General features: G+C 38.3%; 22 protein-coding genes. 14 read left to right on the top strand and 8 right to left on the bottom strand.

The window, feature by feature from the left end:
- Positions 1-116 precede the first annotated feature (116 nt).
- Entirely contained in the window at positions 117-806 is a 690-nt protein-coding gene (locus BM179_RS15690; protein WP_092018104.1) for a response regulator transcription factor, read from the top strand.
- An 84-nt stretch (positions 807-890) separates the two neighbouring features.
- Here BM179_RS15690 and BM179_RS15685 read toward each other — a convergent pair whose 3' ends face one another.
- The 3 genes from BM179_RS15685 to BM179_RS15675 form a co-directional block, all read right to left on the bottom strand.
- The gene (locus tag BM179_RS15685; protein ID WP_229632961.1) at positions 891-2,288 is read right to left on the bottom strand and encodes a GH1 family beta-glucosidase; all 1,398 of its coding nucleotides are present in this window, start codon (positions 2,286-2,288) and stop codon (positions 891-893) included.
- 102 nt (positions 2,289-2,390) lie between these two features.
- Positions 2,391-3,317 (bottom strand): metallophosphoesterase family protein, encoded by a 927-nt coding sequence (locus tag BM179_RS15680; protein ID WP_092018103.1) that lies wholly within the window; start codon positions 3,315-3,317, stop codon positions 2,391-2,393.
- Between the two features lie 166 nt (positions 3,318-3,483).
- Positions 3,484-4,146 (bottom strand): hypothetical protein, encoded by a 663-nt coding sequence (locus tag BM179_RS15675; protein WP_092018102.1) that lies wholly within the window; start codon positions 4,144-4,146, stop codon positions 3,484-3,486.
- A gap of 440 nt (positions 4,147-4,586) precedes the next feature.
- Between BM179_RS15675 and BM179_RS15670 the strand changes: the two genes are divergently transcribed.
- From BM179_RS15670 to BM179_RS15650, 5 genes are all read left to right on the top strand, one after another.
- Positions 4,587-4,832, top strand: coding sequence for a GlsB/YeaQ/YmgE family stress response membrane protein (locus tag BM179_RS15670; RefSeq protein WP_092018101.1), 246 nt, complete (start codon positions 4,587-4,589; stop codon positions 4,830-4,832).
- Positions 4,833-5,129: 297 nt separating this feature from the next.
- Positions 5,130-5,639, top strand: coding sequence for a DinB family protein (locus BM179_RS15665; RefSeq protein ID WP_092018100.1), 510 nt, complete (start codon positions 5,130-5,132; stop codon positions 5,637-5,639).
- 239 nt (positions 5,640-5,878) lie between these two features.
- Entirely contained in the window at positions 5,879-6,766 is an 888-nt protein-coding gene (locus tag BM179_RS15660; protein WP_092018099.1) for a helix-turn-helix domain-containing protein, read from the top strand.
- A gap of 47 nt (positions 6,767-6,813) precedes the next feature.
- Positions 6,814-8,277, top strand: a complete 1,464-nt coding sequence (locus tag BM179_RS15655) for a gluconokinase (RefSeq protein ID WP_092018098.1) — start codon at positions 6,814-6,816, stop codon at positions 8,275-8,277.
- Between the two features lie 73 nt (positions 8,278-8,350).
- Positions 8,351-9,664 (top strand): gluconate:H+ symporter, encoded by a 1,314-nt coding sequence (locus BM179_RS15650; protein ID WP_092018097.1) that lies wholly within the window; start codon positions 8,351-8,353, stop codon positions 9,662-9,664.
- 11 nt (positions 9,665-9,675) lie between these two features.
- Here BM179_RS15650 and BM179_RS15645 read toward each other — a convergent pair whose 3' ends face one another.
- The 3 genes from BM179_RS15645 to BM179_RS15635 form a co-directional block, all read right to left on the bottom strand.
- On the bottom strand, positions 9,676-9,993 hold the full coding sequence (locus tag BM179_RS15645) for a DMT family transporter (RefSeq protein ID WP_092018096.1): 318 nt from the start codon (positions 9,991-9,993) through the stop codon (positions 9,676-9,678).
- 69 nt (positions 9,994-10,062) lie between these two features.
- Positions 10,063-10,629, bottom strand: coding sequence for a Crp/Fnr family transcriptional regulator (locus tag BM179_RS15640; RefSeq protein WP_092018095.1), 567 nt, complete (start codon positions 10,627-10,629; stop codon positions 10,063-10,065).
- 61 nt (positions 10,630-10,690) lie between these two features.
- Complete coding sequence (locus BM179_RS15635; RefSeq protein ID WP_092018094.1) at positions 10,691-11,149, bottom strand: heme-binding domain-containing protein; 459 nt, start codon at positions 11,147-11,149, stop codon at positions 10,691-10,693.
- A gap of 450 nt (positions 11,150-11,599) precedes the next feature.
- On the opposite strand from BM179_RS15635, the gene BM179_RS15630 reads away from it, so the two are divergent.
- The 3 genes from BM179_RS15630 (at position 11,600) to BM179_RS15620 (ending at position 17,625) form a co-directional block, all read left to right on the top strand.
- A complete protein-coding gene (locus tag BM179_RS15630; RefSeq protein WP_092018206.1) occupies positions 11,600-13,927 on the top strand; it encodes a PSD1 and planctomycete cytochrome C domain-containing protein in 2,328 nt (775 codons plus the stop codon).
- Between the two features lie 2 nt (positions 13,928-13,929).
- Positions 13,930-15,387, top strand: a complete 1,458-nt coding sequence (locus BM179_RS15625) for a DUF1501 domain-containing protein (protein WP_092018093.1) — start codon at positions 13,930-13,932, stop codon at positions 15,385-15,387.
- 69 nt (positions 15,388-15,456) lie between these two features.
- Positions 15,457-17,625: a c-type cytochrome domain-containing protein gene (locus tag BM179_RS15620; protein WP_092018092.1), complete on the top strand. Its 2,169-nt coding sequence runs from the start codon at positions 15,457-15,459 to the stop codon at positions 17,623-17,625.
- A gap of 80 nt (positions 17,626-17,705) precedes the next feature.
- On the opposite strand, the gene BM179_RS15615 is transcribed toward BM179_RS15620, so the two are convergent.
- Positions 17,706-18,101, bottom strand: coding sequence for a VOC family protein (locus tag BM179_RS15615; protein ID WP_092018091.1), 396 nt, complete (start codon positions 18,099-18,101; stop codon positions 17,706-17,708).
- 30 nt (positions 18,102-18,131) lie between these two features.
- Positions 18,132-18,446, bottom strand: a complete 315-nt coding sequence (locus BM179_RS15610; RefSeq protein ID WP_092018090.1) for a hypothetical protein — start codon at positions 18,444-18,446, stop codon at positions 18,132-18,134.
- 391 nt (positions 18,447-18,837) lie between these two features.
- Between BM179_RS15610 and BM179_RS15605 the strand changes: the two genes are divergently transcribed.
- The 5 genes from BM179_RS15605 to BM179_RS15585 all read left to right on the top strand — a co-directional run bounded on the left by BM179_RS15605 (position 18,838) and on the right by BM179_RS15585 (position 22,210).
- Positions 18,838-19,167, top strand: coding sequence for an ArsR/SmtB family transcription factor (locus BM179_RS15605; RefSeq protein WP_092018089.1), 330 nt, complete (start codon positions 18,838-18,840; stop codon positions 19,165-19,167).
- Positions 19,168-19,257: 90 nt separating this feature from the next.
- Positions 19,258-19,722 carry a DUF6428 family protein gene (locus BM179_RS15600; protein WP_092018088.1) on the top strand — a complete coding sequence of 155 codons (465 nt, stop codon included), beginning with the start codon at positions 19,258-19,260 and terminating at the stop codon, positions 19,720-19,722.
- A gap of 19 nt (positions 19,723-19,741) precedes the next feature.
- Positions 19,742-20,356: an arsenate-mycothiol transferase ArsC gene (locus tag BM179_RS15595; RefSeq protein ID WP_092018087.1), complete on the top strand. Its 615-nt coding sequence runs from the start codon at positions 19,742-19,744 to the stop codon at positions 20,354-20,356.
- Positions 20,357-20,359: 3 nt separating this feature from the next.
- Positions 20,360-21,391 carry an ACR3 family arsenite efflux transporter gene (gene arsB, locus BM179_RS15590; RefSeq protein ID WP_092018086.1) on the top strand — a complete coding sequence of 344 codons (1,032 nt, stop codon included), beginning with the start codon at positions 20,360-20,362 and terminating at the stop codon, positions 21,389-21,391.
- Positions 21,392-21,682: 291 nt separating this feature from the next.
- Positions 21,683-22,210 carry a DinB family protein gene (locus tag BM179_RS15585; RefSeq protein WP_092018085.1) on the top strand — a complete coding sequence of 176 codons (528 nt, stop codon included), beginning with the start codon at positions 21,683-21,685 and terminating at the stop codon, positions 22,208-22,210.
- Positions 22,211-22,271: the final 61 nt, after the last annotated feature.

Raw genomic sequence — 22,271 nt, 5'->3', positions numbered from 1 at the left:
GAAAATTGGCAGAATCTGTAAAATAACAATCCTTTAATCTTGGTTTAATACTAAGATAATAATAGGGCAATAAGTTTGCATCGTTAAAATCATTACAAACGAGAGCCTATTTGCCAATGTACAATTCAGTACCAAAAATTTTAGTCGTTGACGACGATGAAGATATCTTAGAACTTCTTGAATATAACCTTTCAAATGAGGGCTACGAAGTACAAACTGCCGGTGATGGAAAGGAAGCTGTCGAAAAAGCAAAGACTTTTTTACCGAATCTGATTCTGCTGGATATCATGATGCCTGTTATGGATGGCATTGAAGCCGGGAGAAGAATCAGGGAAATACCTGACCTTAGAAAGAGTTTTCTGATATTTCTTACAGCACGTTCTGAGGAATATTCAGAAGTAGCTGCCTTTGAAATTGGTGCAAATGATTACCTGATTAAACCTGTAAAGTTAAGAGCATTAATCAGCCGTATCAGGGCATTATTTAAAAGAGATGATGAAGAGCCAAAAGAAGGAAAAGGGAAAATACAGGTAAAAGAACTAACGGTTAACACACAAAATTATACGTTGGCACGTCTGAATAATTCCTGGGTATTGCCTAAAAAAGAGTTCGATTTACTGATGTTTTTCATACAGAACTCCGACAAAGTTTATACGAGATATGAAATTCTTTCAAACGTATGGGGTGTAGGTATTCATGTAAGCGAGCGCACGGTTGATGTGCATATCCGTAAACTCAGAGAGAAAATCGGGGAAGACTTTATTAAAACCATCAAAGGAGTCGGTTATTTGTTTTCTCATAGCTGATTACCAAAACAAAAGACTGGAAATATTGATTATTTCCAGTCTTTTCAGTAATCTGACTCAGGCGAAATACTTAAAAACGCATTTTTACTGAAGAAATTCCATAAACCATTTCCCGGATTTTTTCAGCGTTCTCTTTTGTGTTTTAAAATCTATATGAACCAGTCCGAAACGCGGTTTAAACCCTTCGGCCCATTCAAAATTATCTGTTAAAGTCCAGGCAAGATACCCTCCTACTTTGATCCCCTCTTCCTTAGCATGCAGTACATTTCTCAGATATTCCTGGTAAAATCTGATGCGGTCTGAGTCATCAATCTGTCCTTCAGCCATTTTATCAGGAAATGCTGCTCCGTTTTCCGTTACAATAATCTTCCTGACTTCCGGATAAGCCGCAATCTGTTTCAGAATACGATACATTCCTTTCGGAGAAATTTCCCAGCCCATATCGGTCAGGTCAGAAATATTTCTTTCTTTCGGTGAAACCTCTTTTGCAAAAAGATACGGCACAAAAAGTGCATTTTTCACTACTACTCTGAAGTAATTCTGAATCCCGATGAAGTCGAAATCAAATTTCAGACGCTCCATATCTCCGTTTTTCACATATTTCTTTACCATTTTGTTCAGGAAAGGTAATTCCTGAGTAGGATACCCTCTGCCTAAAGCCGGCTCCAGAAATAAACGGTTCAATAAAGCATCTACTCTTTTGGCAGCCTTTATGTCGGCAGGTTTCTCTGTAGCAGGTTCTATTGACGAACATGAGAATGTAGTGCCGATGACTGCATCAGCCACATTTCTTCTGATAATTCTGCCTCCCTGTGCCTGGCATAAAGCAGCATGATGAACTGCCGGCAGGAAATTCCACATGCCCAGTCTTCCGGGAGCATGCTGCCCGGTCATATAACCTAGTCCTGTAAAGCCCATAGGCTCGTTCAGCACCATCCAATGTTTTACTTTTGAACCAAATTCCTTGGTTACAAGATTGCAATATTCCGAAAACCAAAGAAGAATGTCACGATTTGTCCATCCACCCTTATCTTCAAGTGCCTGAGGAAGATCCCAGTGGTATAAGGTTACCCAGGGCTGAATACCTTCTTCCAGACATTTATCAATCACTTTATGGTAAAAATTTAAACCTTCCCGGTTTATTTTTCCGGTTCCGTCAGGTAAGATTCTCGACCATGAGAATGAAAAACGAAAAACATTGAAATTCAATGATTTCAGGATTTCTATATCTTCTTCATAACGATTATAAAAATCGCAGGCAATGTCCGCATTTTGTCCGGACTTAATTTTGCCTTTTTTATGACTAAATCTATCCCAGATAGATTCTCCTTTCCCATCCAGATTCCAGGCACCTTCATTCTGAAATGCTGCCGAAGCAACACCCCATACAAAGTCTTTGCCAAAATCGTTTTTCGTAAATTCGGTGGTAATCATCCCAAATTGTTCAGATTGCACACCGTATGATTTATCGTTTGTTAACATTTCGCCTTATAATTTTACAATAATTTAATATTGGAGAGGCAAAAGTAACAAATGGTTCAGGGAAAGTAATGTTAAATCTTTTATGTGGCTAAAGATTTAACATTAGCTTTTGTAACTCGTATAAGTATTTGAAAATGAACCATCTTCAAAAAGGTCAATAATGGCGTATCCGGCTTCTGTCTGCTGATATTTTCCAAACCACCAGTTACCCGATACAGCTCCGTTACAACAGTAGGTTACTCCGTTGTACTCAACCTTATCCAGCAAATGGATATGTCCGGAAATCGCAAACTTCACATTCGGATGTTTGTAAAAAAGATCTACCAGTTCAGCTGAATCTGTATGCATCCAGCGGCCCGGGATTTGCCAGTTACCATCCTTTACATTTCTTCCGTCCAGAAATACACAGGCAGAAAGAATAGGAACATGAGAAATAATCATTACAGGCGTTAAAGCCGGGGTGTTTCTAAGATCTTTTTTAAGCCAGTCCATCTGTGCCTCGTCAAGGTTGGAGGTGTACCATGAACCATCCGGTCTCGACTGCACACTGTCAAGCATTATAAAATGCCAGCCATTTCTGTCAAAACTGTAATAAGGCTTATCAAGTTTTAACTGATCCATGGCCCATTTCTTACCGTCATTGAAACTAACGGCCGTTTCCTTTTCACACCAGATATCATGATTTCCAACACAGCTGATGACAGGAAGCGCATTCTCACTTTTCAATACCTCATTATACAGATTCCATTGACGATCAGCGCTGGTGTGGGTTCTGCCGTGTGCTTCCATGATAGCATCACCCGAATTAATAATCAGATCAGGTTTAATATCAAGATTCTGAATATGATGAAGACATTTTTCAAATCCTTTGGCTGCTCCGATAATGGGTTGAATATGGGCATCTGTGATGTGGGCAATTCTCAGAACTCTTTGTGGCTTTGCATTAAATGTCTGAGCTTGAGTTAGATTTGGGAGAGACAATCCGCCTGTCAAAAGACCAAGGCGCTTAAGTAAATCTCTTCTTTGCATATTGGATTAATGATTGGTTATACAAAGAACTTATTCTAATTTAAGCTATTGGTTTCTAAAAAGTTAAGTAATTATTAAATCGAGGGAGAAAAGATTATTAAATAAATAGTCTCTCTTCCGGTTTTATCCTTCAGAAAGACTATTTATTATCAGACTGTTATGTTTCTTAATTACTACTTTTTAATTTAAATTTTCCGCCGGTCAGCACAATTTTGTCTGATTTATCCTGCTTTTTATATCCGTTTCCTTCAGGATCAATATCAGAGTCATATCCTGTAGTTTTGGTGATGGCTTTATCTTCCATTTTCCCGATTAATCTTCCTACCCCGCCAAAAGCCGTTGCGGTTGCTTTCTCTTTCCAGTAACTTCCGGTCAGCACTCCGTTAAAAGTGGCTTCCAATGTCCCGTCAGCACTGACTTTTAATTCCATGGTTTCATCATTATTCTGAGATTTCCCAACATGGTATTCCATTCTCGGTTCTCTGGTTTCTTCAACGTATTTAATCACCGCAATGCCTTTATATTTCAGTAAATCCTGTGCTTTTTTTATGTTTTCCTTTGTATCTGGTTTGTCAGCATCTACAATCAGGTAAGTACCTGATTCAAAAACATCATTTCTCTGGAAATTTCCGATCCATATTCTAAGAGATTTATCAGGTTTTACGGTGTTGGCAGTAACCCACCAGTATCTTCCGAACCTGATTTTTCTTGGCGGAGTACTGTAATCTTTACCGTCTATTTGAACACTTAAAGCATTGTCGTTAGCAATTTGTCCGAAAGATTGGCTCGCCACGAAAAGTAACAGGAAAAGGTAAAAAGGTTTTTTCATTGTGCTTGAGGATTTTATAGAATGAGAATCAAGATTCAAATCCTTTCATATTGAAATTTATCACAGACTTTAGCAAGCGGTAAGCATCTTGTCCGGACTGTTTCCGAAAGGCCTTTACAATTTCTGAATGAAGAAGTAAAGCGTTTCGAAAGTAATGATATTTTCAATCAACTTAACAAGGCGAAAATTGAATTTATTACATTATTTAGCTAACGGTAGCGATTGGTTATCAAGGCGATACACTTTCTCTATTTTCAGGTTTTCCCTGAAAACAATCTGATCCGGGCCGTTAAATTGAAAAGTGTTATTTATTTGAGCAGCTTTTCAGTTTTTTTGGCTATCAAATGATAATAATTTGAAATTTAACTTTGAGAATACAGAAAATACAATACTTTCATGAAAAATTCAATAATTTCTCATTTTCAAACGCCCAAAAACTTATGTCACATTGGCTTTATTCTTTAATTATCGGTGGTATAGCAGGATGGCTTGCAGGTATCATCATGAACGGTACAGGATTCGGGTTACTGATCGATATCGTGGTAGGTGTTATCGGTAGTATTATCGGCAGCTGGGTATTCGGTTTACTCGGTATTCATTCCGGCGGTGGAATGATCGGCAGCATTATTGTTTCATTGGTAGGAGCTGTCATTCTGATTTTTATCATTAAGCAGATAAAGAAGTGACGTAACTGCTATTTTTCCGGAAAATCCCCGGAAAGCTTAAATTCACTTCAGGTTATCTGATCACTAACACACTCTTTTCACTGTCCCTTCAGATATCTACGCTGATAGCATGATTTTCTTTTTCTATTCTTTCCAAAACCCACACTCATTTATAACACACTCATAACCAATCTCTTCTTTCAATTTTATGACCCCATAAAATAAAACATGGGTTTTATACAGAACATTAATTGTGGTATTTCAGAAAAGGGAACAAAATCAGTCTGTTTCTTCGTTTCATGGTTTTAATTAATAACTATGGAAAAAATAACTACTCCCGAAGTCTGGATGCGAGGCCCGGTGGAGGGCATTCCTCCTCTTCTGCAACCTGTTGCTCATGCCCTGTTACAAGCCCGTGAAGAAGTTTTCGGAATGATGGAAGACTTCCCGGAACATTTACTTTGGGAAAAACCTGCCGGAGTAGCAAGTCCGGGCTTTCATTTACAACATCTTTCAGGGGTAATCGACCGACTTTTTACCTATGCCTCAGAAGAATCCCTGACTGAAAACCAGTTGGAACTCCTCTCACTGGAAAGTCGTGTACAGGAAAACCTCAGCATTTTGTCATTACTGAACAGATTTGACGAGCAAATTGAACGGGCTATTACCCAGCTTGGTAAAACAGATGAAAGTACCTTAACCAATCCCAGGGCACTTGGCCGGAAAAAAATTCCTACTACCCTGATCGGATTGCTCTTCCATGCAGCAGAACATACACAAAGGCATATAGGACAATTATATGTAACAGTAAAAATCTTAAAAGGTTAGCCATTGTTCAAAAGATTATAAATTCTATAAAAACAGCAATATAAACTCCTCAAAATACTAATTCCGTAAAATATGCCATTTTTCCATTGATTTGTGCTGTCTTAATTAACGGTAATAAAACCAAATTTGCATCAGAAATTTGCGGACATTCTCTGAAACTCATGAAAATTAATGTTTTTCCGGAATGACCTTCATTTCTCAATAATCCACATGTTTAAAAGCTGACATTTCTTTTTAAAATGAAATATTTTGTAGAGATTTCAAACTTTCAGGAAGATTTCTTAAAGAATAAGCCGGAGCGGTCTCTCGATTTTTCAATATTTTCAATTGAAACACTGGGAAAATACCAAAACGGTGATATTCCAGCTTATAAAACAAATTTCTATCAGATTGCCATCCTTCAAAATTCAGGAAAAACAGAAGTATCACTCAACACAACACCTTTCGGAAAAATAGAAAATTCCCTGTTTTTTGCCGCTCCCGGACAAACGGTTTCCTGGAATTTCGATCCGAAACAAAGAGGTATTATGGTTCATTTTAAAGAGGAATTTATCTCTTATTACCCTCAGAAAATCCTTGATGAATTTCCTTTTTTCTCCATCCGTGAAACCAATCTTTTAGCATTGGATCAAACCCGAGAACAGGAAGTTGCAAGCACCTGTAATAGCATGAGTCAGCTTTTTCTGAGTGAAGAACCTCATAAAGTCCCGATGCTGAAAGCTTATTTACTGGTTCTCTTATTCCAGACTAAAACCATTTACGAAGCAGGTTCAAAGGATAATGTACAGAAATCAAGGGCTTTAAAAACCGTACATGAGTTTCAGCAATTGATTAATAAAAATTACGTGAAGAAGAAAAATGTGGAAGAATATGCGCAATTGCTTAATTTATCGCCTAATTATCTGAATGAACTGGTAAAACAAAGTACCGGACGGAATGCCAAACATTTCATTAATGAAAGAATCCTCATTGAATCTAAGAACCTGCTGAGTTATACACAGAAAGACGTAGCAGAAATCGCTTATGAGATGGGGTTCAGCGATGCTTCCCATTTTGGGAAATTTATTAAAAAACAACTTCAGATTACTCCGCTTGAATTCAGGAAACAACAAACCAATGTTTTCTGATAACCTGAGTTTACTAACATACATTTTTGAATTTAATCTTTTTGTGAATGAATCCTTTTCTGATCGGACTTGATATTGGCACAACTTCCACGAAAGCGGTAGCATTTGACCTCGAAGGAAATACGCTGGCTCAACATTCTGTGGGCTATGCTTATTTTCAGCCAAAAGAAGACAGGCGTGAGCAAAATCCGGAAGAAATATTTACGGCGGTAGTAGAAGTGCTGAGTACTGTCAGAAAAAAAGTGGAACAAACTCATCTTTTGGCAGGAGTCAGTTTCAGCAGTGTGATGCACAGCCTGATGCTGGTGGATGAGAAAGGATTACCGCTTACCAACCTGATTACCTGGGCCGATAACCGAAGTGTGGAAGAAGCTGATGCGCTTAATGCTTCGGGATCAGGGCTGGATTTCTATAAAATCAATGGAACGGCCACACATCCGATGTCGCCCTTGTGTAAATTATTATGGTTCAAAAAAAATGAGCCTAAACTCTTCGAAAAAGCCTATAAATTCATCGGAATCAAAGAGTTTGTGTTCTATCATCTTACAGGACAATTCATTATTGATACCTCTGTGGCATCTGCAACAGGTTTATTTGATATTCATAACTTAAGCTGGAGTCAGGAAATTCTGGATTATATTGGTATTTCTCCTGAAAGACTTTCTGAACCAGTCTCTCCTTTCCATGTCACCAATAGTTGTTCTACCTTTCATGAATCTGTAAAAAACACCTTACTGGTTACCGGAGCAAACGACGGATGTCTGGCCAACCTGGGAGCAGGTGCCATTCAAAAAGGCTCGCTGGCCATTACTGTCGGAACGAGTGCTGCTGTAAGGTTAACTACCAATAATCCTTTAATTGACGCTCAGGCAAGGACATTCTGTTATCATCTTGCAGACAATTATTATATCTCGGGAGGTGCAACCAACAATGCAGGAGATGTTCTGGGTTGGTATGTCAAAAACTTTATGAACCGAGGCAGCAATGCTTATCAGCGTTTTTTCAAGGAAATCATCAAAATTGATGCCGGCTCGGAAGGACTGCTTTTTCTTCCTTATTTATTGGGAGAAAGAAGTCCGCATTTCAATGCGAAAGCCCGGGGAGTATATTTTGGCATTTCAGCATATCATAACAAGAGTCATTTTGAAAGAGCAACGGTTGAAGGTATTTCCTATGCCCTAAGAGATATCACAGAAGTACTGATTGAAGCTTCAGGAATAAGTGTGGAAAATATTATTGTCGGGGGTGGAGTAACCAAACAAACTGCCTGGCTGCAACTGATGGCGGATGTATTAAACCGACCGCTTATTCTGAATGACGTCATTGAACATTCAGCTTACGGAGCCGTAAAAATCGGGATGAAAGCGCTTGGTTTTATCAGTGATTTCAAGGATATTAAAGAAGCACAGATCAAACAGACTTTTTATCCGAATCCGCAAAACCGAGAGGTTTATGACAAAGGTTTTGCCAAATTCCGGCGACTTTATCAGGTTTTGAAAGAAGAGTTTTAAGATTTCCTGCAAGACCTTATTTCAGGTATTTACTTCAATACATTCCTCATACTGCAATTTACTAACTTTTAAAATGATTCTACTGACCATTCTCTTTTCAGTTGCAGTACTGTTAGTGCTGATTCTGGTTGTCAGATTAAATGCATTCCTTTCTTTAATTTTAGTATCTATCGGAACGGGTGTTGCCCTTGGCATGGAAGTTTCCAAAGTGCTGGCTTCCATTGAAAAGGGTGTAGGAAGTACACTGGGGCAATTATCAATGGTTCTGGGATTTGGAGCTATGCTCGGTGAAATTTTATCTGAAAGCGGAGCGGCACAGAAAATCAGCAATGTATTATTGGAAAAACTTGGAATCAAAAACATTCAGTGGGCTTTGCTTGCAACAGGTTTTGCCATCGGCATTCCGATGTTTTTCAATTCCGCACTCGTTGTCATTGCTCCTATTATCTTTTCATTAGCCCGAACTACTAAATTACCGGTTCTTTACCTGGCGATTCCTGCCGTGGCGTCTTTGTCGATCACACATGGTTATCTGCCTCCGCATCCCGGACCTGCTGCTATTGCCAATATTTATAAAGCAGATATGAGCCTTACCTTATTGTATGGGATAATTATAGCCATTCCTGCAGTTATTTTAAGTGGAATTGTCGTTGGAAAAGCCATGAAGCGTTTCGACATTGTTTTACCGGACCTTTTTCAGGCGGGAAGTGTCAGCACTGAAAAACTTCCTTCTTTCGGAATCAGTGTTTTTGTTGCATTAATGCCGGTTTTACTAATGGTTTTCTCCGGAATTACTAAACTGTTATTTGCCCAAAATCCTTATATATCGGCCGTTTCTCATTTTGTGGGAGATCCGGTAATTTGTCTTCTGATTGCTGTTCTGGCAGGTGTGTGGTTACTGGGCATCAGAAATGGCAGAAATATGAACGAAATCATGGAAACTCTGACAAAATCTGTCAAACCCATTGCCATGATGCTGCTGATTATCGGAGCCGGAGGGGCATTCAAACAGGTACTAATAGACAGTGGTGTCAGTGATGCAGTTGTAGCTCTCATAAAAGATTCCGCATTTTCACCTTTGCTACTGGCGTGGGGTATTGCAGCATTACTGAGAGTTTGCCTGGGTTCTGCTACCGTAGCAGGAATTACAACTGCCGGAATCGTTGCTCCGATGGCGCATTCCGGGCTTGCCAATCCTGAATTACTTGTACTGGTAACAGGTTCCGGAAGTATCTTCTTTTCTAATGTAAATGATACCGGATTCTGGATGTTTAAGGAATATTTTAACCTGAGTATCAGTCAGACTTTTTCTTCCTGGTCTGTCATGGAAGCAGTGGCTTCGGTAACAGGACTGCTGGGCGTACTTCTGTTAAATATGTTTGTCTGAAAAGAAATGAACTATTTCGAAACCATTTTCAGACCGATAATTGAGCCGATTAATAGGAAAATGAACAAAATCCGCAGAAAATCAGTCGGCTCCTTATACAGAAAAGCTCCGACAATTACCGTTCCTACAGCACCGATACCTGTCCAGACTGCATAAGCGGTGCCTAAGGGGATTGTCTGAATAGCTTTATTGAGAAACAGAAAACTACTGAGTATAGAAATGAAAAATCCGATTGTCCATTTATAATTTGTAAAATTATCCGATAATTTTAAACATGTTGTAAAACCGATTTCAAATAAACCTGCGATCACTAAAAATAACCAAGCCATAGTATTTGTTTTTTTTACAAATTTCCGGCTTTTCCGGCTCTTTTCTTTTTACAAATGTTAAAAAAGGATCTAACGGAAATCTGCTCGGATCCGGCTTAAGGTCACTTGCGTCACCCCGAGAAAAGAAGCGATTTGTCCTAAGGAAACTCTTTGCAGTAAATCCGGATTGGAATTGAGCAGTTCTTCATAACGTTGGATGGCAGGAGTAAACTGATATGAAATAAATCTTTCTTCTGTTTTAATCAGCTCCGTTTCAGCCAATTTCCTACCCCAGTTGGCCAATTCAAGGTTATTGAGAAAAAGCTCCTGCAAGTCTGACAAACTGACTTCATACAATATTGCCTCCTCTAATAATTCAACCGTTTCATACCCCGGCTTAGCAGAAATATAACTATTGTAAGAAAAAAGCATTTCTCCTTCAGACCCGAACCAGAAAGTAATTTCCTTATCATCTTTCCGGCAAAATGCCCGGGCAATTCCTCTTTCTATAAAATATGCGTACTTCTCGGTTCTTCCTTCCTCAAAAAGAATATAACCTTTAGGAAAATTCACTAAACGAAGCCGGGAAGTCAGCAACGACAAAGCCTCTTCAGATAAATCATAAACCCGCTTTATTTTATTCAGGACATTTTTCAAATGCTTTTACTAAAAAAAACTCCCGGAAACCTTAGTCCACCGGGAGTAATATTGTTCTATACTATTTTGATACGGCAAGTCTCTGTCTTTCAGATTTTGCCCAGTCAACAATCAGCTTAATCTGTTCTGCTGTCAATTCTGCCTCTTTATGCATAAGCGTGTAGGAAGAAATCGGCATTCCATGACCTTCAACTTCCTCTCCGATTTCCTCTAACTTGTGGTCTATTTTCTTTAAACTGTAGCTTGAAAAGTCGGAGAAATTCAATTCCCCTTTTCCCTCTTCCACATGGTGGTTAATCCAAAAGCCTACAGGATTAACTTTGGCATACCAGGGATATTCCGTGTGATTTGAATGGCAGTCAAAACAGGACGTTTTCAATACACTCAACACATTTTCCGGTACCTGCAAATGATGCGTAAAATCCTGGCTTCCCATTGCTTCTCCGTTATTATCATTTTGTCTGATAAATTGAATAATTACTAAAATTGCCAGAACGCCCAGTAACAATTTGTTTTTCATTTGGTTATATTTTAAAGTACATCATAGTGAAATAGTTTCAACCAATTTAGTAAAAAATAGGTTTATTCTATATCCTAACAGACAAATAAACTAATTTACTTTTCGATACAAAAACTTTTTAAGAGAATAACCTTGCTTCTGAGGCTCTTGGTATCATTCCGTTTTTCCTTCATACAGAACAAAACTGCGCAAATTAATAATCAGATTATTTTATGACAAAATAGTATAATATCTGGTTATTTTAACAGAAGTTTAGTTGAATACTAAGTTTTACTTTTGTAAAAGCAATATCCGGGAAGTTTTGGAGATTTCAGAGGTTGTGACCGGGGATAAACCAATTAACTGAAAAATCATACAAGAACTTCATATTTTAAACAGTTCCGGATCAGCATACCCGATAATTCATTCTTGAAATTCCCGATTTATCTGTCAAAATTTAAAACATCAAATATGCGTAAGGTATTTCTACTTTTATTGCTTTCAGGAACATTTACATTCTTTTCTCTGGAATCATGCAGGCAGTCCTCCTCTTCAGCAAATGTAGGAGAGGAAGCTATTCCGGAGTTGGTCAGTTATAATTTTGACGTTCGCCCTATTCTCTCAGATAAATGTATTGCCTGCCATGGCCCGGATGCCAACAAAAGAGAAGCCGGACTTAGGTTAGACATCCCTGAAGAGGCATATAAAGCGCTGAAAGATAATCCGAATGCCCATGCCATCATTCCGGGAAAACCCGAATTATCTGAGGCTTTTCTAAGAATTACTACCAAAGATACTTCTGAAATGATGCCTCCGGCATCTTCAAACTTAAAGCTTAACTCCCGTGAGATTGATATCCTGAAACGCTGGATTAAGCAGGGTGCCAAATATGAAAAACACTGGGCTTTTATTTCGCCAAAACTAAGTCCTTTGCCTTCAGTAGATAACAAAGACTGGGTAAAAAATGAAATTGACTATTTTGTTCTGGCCAAAATAGAACAAAAAGGTATGGAACCGAATCAGGAAACAGATAAGGAACATTTGCTGAAAAGAGTTTGTCTGGATATCACCGGACTCCCTCCTACGCTGGAAATGATGAATCAGTTCATGGCTGATAATTCTTCCAAAGCTTATGAAAACCTGGTTGACAGGCTATTGAAAAACCCTGCTTATGGGGAAAAAATGGCTGTACACTGGCTCGACCTGGCCCGCTATGCCGATTCTCATGGGTATCAGGATGATAATTACAGAAGTCAGTGGCCCTGGAGAGACTGGGTGATTCATGCCTTCAATACCAATATGCCTTATAACCAGTTTGTAAGCTGGCAACTGGCCGGAGACTTGTTACCAAATGCCAGCAAAGAGCAGATATTGGCAACGGGCTTTAACCGGAATCATAAAATTACGGAAGAAGGCGGGGTGATTGATGAAGAATACCGCGTAGAATATGTAACAGACCGGATCAACACTTTCGGAAGGGCTTTTATCGGTGCTACGCTGGAGTGCGCTCATTGCCATGACCATAAATATGATCCTTTTTCACAGAAAGAATACTATCAGATGTATGCCTTCTTTAATAATGTGAAAGAAGTCGGAATTGAGTCGACCGTAGGTGGTCCGGAAACTTTTGCCAAAAATCCAAAAATGGAAATCAGTAATGCCGATGTAAAAAGCATTTTGAAATTCGTTAACAAACAGGATACCAGCAAATTAATCGTCTCTGTTATGGGAGATCAGGAAAAACCGAGAACAACCTATATTCTCAACAGAGGGGTTTATGACCAGCATGGGGATTCCGTAGTTGCCGGAACACCAAAATCTATCTTAGGTTTTGATAATAATTATCCTAAAAACCGCCTGGGACTTACCAAATGGTTATTTGACAAAAGAAACCCCCTGACTTCGAGGGTATTCGTTAATCAGATGTGGCAGGAGTTTTTCGGTCGTGGAATCGTAAAAACCGCCAGCGATTTTGGTATGCAGGGAGAATTACCGACCCATCCTCAATTGCTCGACTGGCTTTCAGTAGATTTTATGAATCATGGCTGGGATATGAAACGCCTGGTAAAACAAATCGTTATGTCTGCTACTTACAGACAATCCAGCAGCATTTCTCCGGAAAAGTTAAAAGCTGACCCTGAAAATATATACCTCAGCAGAGCACCACGATTCAGAATCCAGGCTGAATTTGTAAAAGACCTGATTCTTTCCAGTAGTGGACTGCTGGTCAGAAAAGTGGGAGGTCCGAGTGTAAAAGCTTATCAGCCGGACGGACTTTGGGAGGCCTCTACTTCCGGAAGAGGATTACTGGCAAGCTATAAGCAGGATCATGGAGAAAGCCTTTATCGCAGAGGACTTTATGCCTTTATCAAAAGAACATTACCTCCTCCGTCAATGATTCTTTTTGATGCCAGCAACAGAGACCAATGTGAGGTAAAAAGATCAAAAACCAATACGCCGTTGCAGGCGCTGGTGATGATGAATGACCCGACTGTACTTGAGGCTTCGAGGGTACTGGCAACCAAACTGATTACCGAATCAGGTTCGGATGATGACAAAATTGCCAAGGCCTTCAGGTTAATTGTTTGCCGGAAAGCCAGCGACAAAGAATTATCCATTCTGAAAGACTATTATAAAGATCAGCTTCAGACTTATTCAAAACAGCAGCAAAGTGCTTCGAAATTGCTGTCGGTAGGTGAATATCCGATGTCGCCAAACATCAATAAAACCTCTGCCGCAGCCTTAATGCAGGTTATTACCACTATTTACAATTTAGAAGAAACCATTACCAAATCATAATCATGGAAAAAGAAATTATTGAGAACAGCCTTAATATCAATCGCAGGAAATTCTTATCCAGAATGAGTTTGGGATTAGGCAGTGTTGCTTTAGGTTCGTTATTAATGCCTGACCTGTTTTCAGGAGGAGCCGATGCAGAGGCCGCTTCTTTTATGCCGGGTTTACCGCATTTTGCACCCAAAGCTAAAAGAGTGATCTATTTGTTCCAGAATGGTGCACCTTCTCAACTGGAAATGTTTGATTACAAGCCCAAATTAAGAGAAATGTTCGGGCAGGAATTACCTGCTTCCATACGCATGGGCCAGCGACTGACAGGGATGACTGCCAATCAGGCTAAATTCCCTTTGGCCGGTTCTTATTATGATTTTAAACAATATGGAAAATCACGGGCATGGATTAGTGATTTGTTCCCCCATACAGCCAAAATAGCTGACGATATCTGTATCGTTAAATCCATGTTTACAGAGGCAATCAACCATGACCCAGCCCTGACTTTCTTCCAAACCGGAGCTCAACAGGGAAACCGTCCGAGTTTCGGTTCATGGATGAGTTATGGATTGGGTAGTGAAAATAAAAACCTTCCGGCTTTTTGTGTACTACTTTCCAGAGGAAAAGGCAATGGACAAGGTGTATATTCCAAACTCTGGAGTAATGGTTTCCTGGATTCCATTCACCAGGGGGTACAATTCAGCAGCGGCGACAATCCTGTTTTATATCTGAATGACCATAGTGGTATCGACAAGGTAAATCGCCGTAAAATGTTGGATAAACTGGCCGAACTTAATGACATGTCGTACCAGCAATTTGGTGATCCGGAGATCAATACCAAAATTCAGCAGTATGAAATGGCTTACCGTATGCAAACAGCAGTTCCTGATATTACCGATGTGTCTAAAGAACCGGATGACGTCATTAAATTATACGGGCCGGACTGCTTGGTTCCCGGCACTTATGCAGCCAATTGTCTTCTGGCCAGAAAATTATCAGAAAACGGTGTCCGTTTCGTACAATTATATCATCAGGGATGGGATCAGCATGGAAACCTTCCAAAAGAAATGGCAGGACAGGCAAAAGATGTGGATCAGGCTTCGGCAGCTTTAATTACCGATTTAAAACAAAGAGGTTTACTCGACGAAACACTCGTAATCTGGGGAGGAGAGTTTGGCCGTACCAATTATAGTCAGGGTAAATTACTGGCTGATAATTATGGCCGTGATCACCATCCCCGCTGTTTCAGTATCTGGATGGCCGGGGGCGGTGTAAAATCAGGGATTGTACATGGCGAAACAGATGAGTTTGGTTATAATATCGTTCAGGATCCCGTTCATGTTCATGATTTTCATGCCACCTGTCTGCATTTACTGGGACTGAATCATGAAAAACTAACCTACAAAAGTCAGGGAAGGCGTTATCGTATTACAGACCTTGCAGGGAAAATTGTTCCGGGAATTATTGCTTAAAAAATGTCAGGAAAGTACCGGAGAATGCTTCGTTTGAAGGTTTTCTCCAAAACCACCGAAGATAATTAGATGAAATTCAAAGTAAAGAGTGTTGCAGAAAACATATTATTTGCTTCCAATATATTTATACTCTTTTTAGTTTTTTTTCAGGAAAAGGTTGTTTTACCAAACTGGCTGCAAGCCGTTGGCAGAATGCACCCGATGTTCCTCCATTTTCCGATCGTTATTTTACTTATAGCGATGTTTATGGAATTTTTCAGGTTCAGGCCTCAGAATATTTCTCAGGAACACTACCGGAATTTTTCCTCAAATTTTCTTTTGCTGGGCAGTCTATCTGCTTCAGTAACCGTAATTATGGGTCTGATGCTCTCAAAAGAAAGCGGATATACCGGAGATACAGTTTTCTGGCATAAATGGACAGGAATCGGCATTGTCTTCATTGCTTCGTTTGTGTATTGGTACAGAAATGAAAAATGGTACAAAGAATCCCTTGCCAAAATTTCAGCCCTTATTACAGCGGTCTGTCTGATGATTGCCGGACATCTGGGTGCCAATATTACGCATGGAGAAGATTTTATCTTTGCCCCTCTGATGTCGCATAAAGCAGAAGAAATGGTTTCGATTGATAAAGCTGAAGTTTTCGCACATGTTATCAAACCTATTCTGGAGAAAAAATGTCAAAGTTGCCATAATCCGGAAAAAGCCAAAGGCGGACTTTTACTCGATACCCCTGAAAACATCCTGAAAGGTGGAAAAACCGGAAAGTTATTTCTGGCAGGAAAACCCAATGAAAGCCTGATTCTTCAAAGAATTCATTTACCGGAAGAAGATAAAAAACATATGCCTGTGGCCGGAAAACCTCAGCTTAGCAAGATTGAAACCGACCTGATCTACTGGTGGATAAAATCAGGAGCTGTTTTTAATAAGAAAGTCCTGCAATTAAGTGAAAAGGATACTTTAAGAATATTAGCTGCTAAAATATTAGTCCCTGTTGAAAAGGAAGAAGAACATTATGATTTTGCATCTGCTGATGAGAAAACGATAGAAAAACTCAGTAACAACTATCGGGTAATCTATCCATTAGCTCAGGAATCTCCTGCTTTGGAAGCTACTTTTTACAACAAAACCCAGTATTCTTCCAAAGCGCTTGAGGAATTACTGGAATTGAAAAAACAAGTTGTAGAGCTGAATCTGAACAAAATGCCGGTGAAAGATGCAGACCTCAAAACAATCGCTCAGTTTGAGAATTTAAGAACACTCAACCTTAATTTCACAGATATTAACGGAGAAGGATTGTCTCACCTTACCAATCTGAAATTCCTGAAAAGTTTATCAGTTTCCGGAACAAAAGTCAGCCTGAAAAGTATTCAGGCACTGAAAGCTATTAAAAGCCTTCGTGAAGTTTTTGTCTGGAGTACCGGTCTCAGTGTAACGGATATCGCTCAATTACAAAAACAGAGTGGTTCTCAAATGGCCTTTATTGCAGGTTATAAGGATGACGGAAAGAGCCCTATGAAACTGAACACTCCGATTGTGCTTAACAAAACAATGGTATTTTCAGATACGATGCACCTTGTTCTCAAACATCCGATTCCGGGTGTTGAGATTCGCTATACGCTTGACGGTTCAAATCCTGACAGCGTAAAGTCTCCTGTTTTCAGGAAAGAATTAGTCTTAAATCAAACAACTTTATTCAAAGCAAAAGCCTATAAGAAAAGCTGGTATGGCAGCGATTCTATTGTCTATAATTTTTACAAAAGTTCGTATAAACCTGACAGTATAGCTTTAGAAGAGCCTGCGGTTGAAAAATACAGCGGGGATGATGGTGTGAAAACCCTGATTAATGGTTATGTAGGAAATATCGTTCACAACGATGGTAAATGGCTGGGATTTCAGAATAAAGATATGGAAGTAAAGATGCAGTTCTTAAAACCAATAGAGCTGCAGACTGTATCTTTTCATTTTCTCAGTAATTTAGGCAGTGAAATTTATCCTCCTGTCGAAGTTCAGGTTTGGGGTGGTAAAGACAAAAATCATTTGAAATTGCTCAAAACGATCAAACCGAATGCTCCGGTAAAAGGACAGAGCGCTTTTAGTTTTATGTCAGTCTGTAATTTCCCGAAAAGTAATGTGGAATATTTAAAACTTGTTGCGGTGAGTGTCAAAAAGGAGCCATCCTGGGGCAATCAGCCAAATAAACCGGGTTGGTTGTTTGTAGACGAGATTCTGTTGAATTAACCTAAAATGTAAGACGCATAAAGCATACAAAAGCGTTATTGGTGAAAATCAATAACGCTTTTGTATTTTCTAAACCTCAATTAATTTCCGGCATGAAGTGCTACACGATTTCCTTCAGAATCAATAAAAAAAGCCATGTAACCTATTTCATCGCTAATCTTTGTTTTAGGCATAATAACTTTTCCTCCGTTAGGTTCGATTCTGTCTATCACCTTCTGAATTTCAGGGTTGGCATTTAAATAAACGACCGCACCTTCTGTTGATGGTATATGATATTGACTCTTTACCAAAGCTCCCGACACTTTCCCGTTTTCTTCCTCAGGAGAAGTAAAAAACGTCATTTCCATTCCCATCATTTCTGAGCTGGCCATTTCTATTTCAAAGAGCGACTCATAAAATTTCTTAGCCCTTGCTGAATCTGTGGCCGGAATTTCAAACCAATTCAAAGCGTTTGTGTTGCTGCTTAACTTTTCCATGTTTTTGTAAGTTTATTGAGACTGTTAGATTTATTTTTTCAGATTTTTTACATAATTAAAAGCATTTTCTGCCAAAGAAGGCCATTTTTCGGCATAATCATACGATAATTGAACCCAACCGCCCATCGGTCTTCCACCCATAGGGTCAAACAACTTTGCACCATCCAGGCTCAGTGTTTCATTCAAGGTTTCTCCTTCCAGTTTAAAAATCATGTCTTCATGATAAAACATAGCCAAGGCCTTACCGTTTGGTGCTTTAATACACATTGCACCAAACATTTTTCCTTCTGAAGCATCAGAAATGTCAGCGGCTATTTTATGAAATAATTCTTCTGCTTTACTCATTGTTTTTGGATAGATATAAATGTATGTTTTTGAGAAATATAAAGACCAGACCGTTAAAGTCACACCCGGAACTCATCGGATTCGGGTGTTGTAAATAATATTTTGAATATCAGCATTTTCAGGATTAAAAGTTAATTTTTTTCTGAAAAATATACCAGCTAATGGTATGTTATTTTAATAATTTTTCCCGTCCCGAATCTATGTTGTCATTCAGAGGATACCATGCCTCGTCTTTGTATTGATAAAAAAAATCCGGTGTTATGATCCAAATCTTTTTAACGCTTTTTAATTGAATTTGAAAACTTTTTTATTGAACTTCCTGAATAAAAAAAAGAAATCCTTTTGTATTTAAATTCAATATCGTAATATTGCGATATATATAAGTATAGAAATGGGAGTTACAAAAACGGAAATTTATAAAGATGAACAAAACAAATTGGCATCATTGCTTAAAGTTTTAGGACATCCTGCTAGAATAGCAATCTTACAATATATTATCAACCAAAAAGCGTGTATTTGTAACGATCTGGTTGAAGAATTAGGTTTAGCACAGGCAACTATTTCACAACATCTAAAAGAATTAAAAAGCATTGGAATTATTCAAGGCTCAATAGAAGGAAAATCAGTTTGTTATTGTATTGAAGAGAAAGCATGGAAAGATTTTCAAGAGGAATTTAATACCTTTTTCAATCAGGATGTAAAAGTAAACCAGTGCTGTTAATTGTATTTTTTTTATTTTAATATCGTTATATTGCTATGTAACGATATTTCTTTCAGCGTGATTTTTTTATCATTTTTAAATTTAGTTATTATGAAATTATCAGAAATCAAAGGAATCCTACCAACATTAGAAAATGTTGAATTTCAACTAGAGAATGAAACATTTGTACCGGAACACTTCCATGTAACAGAAATTGGAGTTATTACAAAACGCTTTATTGATTGTGGCGGAACTATCCGAAATGAAAAAGTTGTCAATTTTCAATTATGGAATGCCAACGACTTTGAGCATCGATTAAAACCAGCCAAACTATTAAACATCATTAAACTATCTGAAGAAAAATTAGGTATTGAAGATGCTGAAATAGAGGTAGAATACCAGAGCGAAACAATCGGTAAGTACGATTTGGATTTTAATGGAAACTACTTTGTACTAACCAACAAACAAACCGCTTGTCTGGCAAGTGATGCCTGCGGTATTCCGGCCGAAAAACAAAAAGTAAAATTATCGGAACAGAACAACGCTTGTTGTACACCTAATTCGGGATGTTGCTAAACACTAAAACTCAATCAAAATGTATAACAATTTAGTCGAAACAATAAACAAGGTTATCAATTTCCAAAACATCAGCGAAGAACGTAAAACCATATTACAACCGCTGATAGATTTTGTACAGCAAAAAACAGATAATAAGCAGGAAATAAATATCAATTTCATTTGTACCCATAATTCGCGCAGAAGCCATCTATCACAGGTTTGGGCACAAGTCGCAGCTTCTTATTTCGGTGTTCAGAATGTGATTTGTTATTCTGGTGGCACCGAAGAAACGGCATTATTCCCTAAAGTAGCAGAAACTTTATCCAATCAGGGTTTTAATATTTTCAAAATTGATGAAGGCAATAACCCCATATATGCCATAAAATATAGTGATAATTCCTTGCCCATAATTGGATTTTCAAAAAAGTATGACAGTCCTTTCAATCCTGCATCTGCTTTTGCAGCTATAATGACCTGTTCACAGGCTGACGGTGGATGTCCATTTATTGCAGGTGCTGAAAAAAGAATTCCCGTTACATTCGATGATCCTAAAATTTCAGATAATACTTCTGAGCAGACCGAGGTGTATTTGGGAAGGAGCTTACAAATAGCAACGGAAATGTTTTACATCTTTTCGAAAATCAATACTTAAACAATGCAGCCAAAATTAAAATTTCTTGATCGTTATCTCTCGTTATGGATATTCGTTGCTATGATAATTGGCACTAGCTTAGGGCATTTTTTTCCGGATTTTTCCAATATTACAAATTCTTTATCCATTGGCACGACAAATATTCCGTTAGCAATAGGTTTGGTACTCATGATGTATCCACCATTGGCAAAAGTGGATTATTCATTGTTACCTATAGCATTTAGAGATAAAAAAGTAATCACTATTTCCTTATTATTAAACTGGATTATCGGTCCGGTTCTAATGTTCATATTAGCCATTTTATTTTTAAGAAATGAGCCGGATTATATGATAGGCTTGATATTAATAGGTTTGGCAAGATGTATTGCAATGGTAATTGTATGGAATGACTTAGCAAAAGGCAACAGAGAATACGCCGCTTTATTAGTCGCATTAAATAGCATTTTTCAGGTCTTCAATTATAGTTTCTTAGTTTGGCTATTTATCAATGTCCTACCAAGTAAATTAGAATTAGCAAATTTCAATGTATGCGTATCTATAAAAGACGTAACAGAAAGCGTATTAATTTATTTAGGTATTCCTTTCTTAACAGGTTTCCTAAGCCGTTACCTGCTTGTAAAATCAAAAGGTGTAGAATGGTATAACCATAAATTTGTACCAAAAATATCTCCAATTACATTATACGCATTACTGTTTACCATAGTATTGATGTTCAGCCTGAAAGGTGATAAAATAGTAGAGTTGCCTAAGGATGTGGCAAAGGTAGCTATACCGTTAATTATCTACTTTGTACTAATGTTTTTCGTAAGCTTTTTTGTCAATAAATCTTTGAATGTTCCTTACGACAAAAATGCAGCAATTGCTTTTACTGCAACAGGGAATAATTTTGAATTAGCTATCGCAGTGGCAATCGCAGTATTCGGAATCCATTCACCTCAGGCATTTGTAGGCGTAATTGGACCTCTGGTAGAAGTTCCTGTACTGATATTATTGGTAAAGGTAAGTCTATGGCTTAAAGAAACGTATTACAGTTGAATAAATGCAAAAAAGTTCTGGGGTTGTAGCCAAAAATAAGACCCATTATGATGAGTAAATTCCTTACATTCTGTTCAACTCTAAAAGTTAAAGAAGAGTAAGCAGTTTCTTTTCTTGAATATACCATGAGGCTATTTAAAGCAAACTCTACTCTCTCCCTTCATCACTTAAATTATATTTATTACACAAACATAGGAGAAGCAAAAGAAAAACAGTAAACGGCATTTGATAATTGTTCAAAAACAAATACCTTTAAATGATTGAAAATCAATTTCAAAACAGATTTTACATATGAAAAAACTACCTTTTTTACTCGGATTAATGATGACGTTTCTTTTAATCCAAAACACTGCTAAAGCCTTAACAATTGAGCAGACGATTAAAGAATGGGAACGTGCAAAAGCGTACACAAAACAATATCTTGACGTAATGCCGGAAGACGGGTATAGCTTTAAGCCTACTCCTGAAATCAGGTCATTTGCAGAACAAATGCTTCACCTTGCTGATGCGAATTATGGATTTTCGGCTATGCTTAGCGGTATTCCAAGCCCGATCGAAAGAGGTGGTGCAGAGAAAATGGCAGATAAGTCGAAAGCTGCTACCACAAAAATGGTAATGGATAGCTATGATTTTGTTATCAATGCCCTCAAAAGTATGGATGCGGCTAAAATGCAGGAAATGGTAAAATTTGCAGGTCAGGATCTCAGCAAAGAACAAGGCTTTGCAAAATGCTTTGAACATCAGACTCACCACCGCGGACAAGCAACGGTTTACATCCGATTAAAAGGAATCAAACCTCCGAATGAAATGCTTTTCTAGCAAGAAAATGATATTCTCCGAATGCTCTGTGCCACCCGCAGAGCATTTTTTGTAAACATGA

It is taken from the genome of Pseudarcicella hirudinis, from assembly GCF_900115665.1.
GTDB lineage: Bacteria > Bacteroidota > Bacteroidia > Cytophagales > Spirosomataceae > Pseudarcicella > Pseudarcicella hirudinis.
The sequence above is the reverse complement of the archived record's forward strand: the minus strand, read 5'-3'. Positions and strand labels throughout refer to the sequence as shown.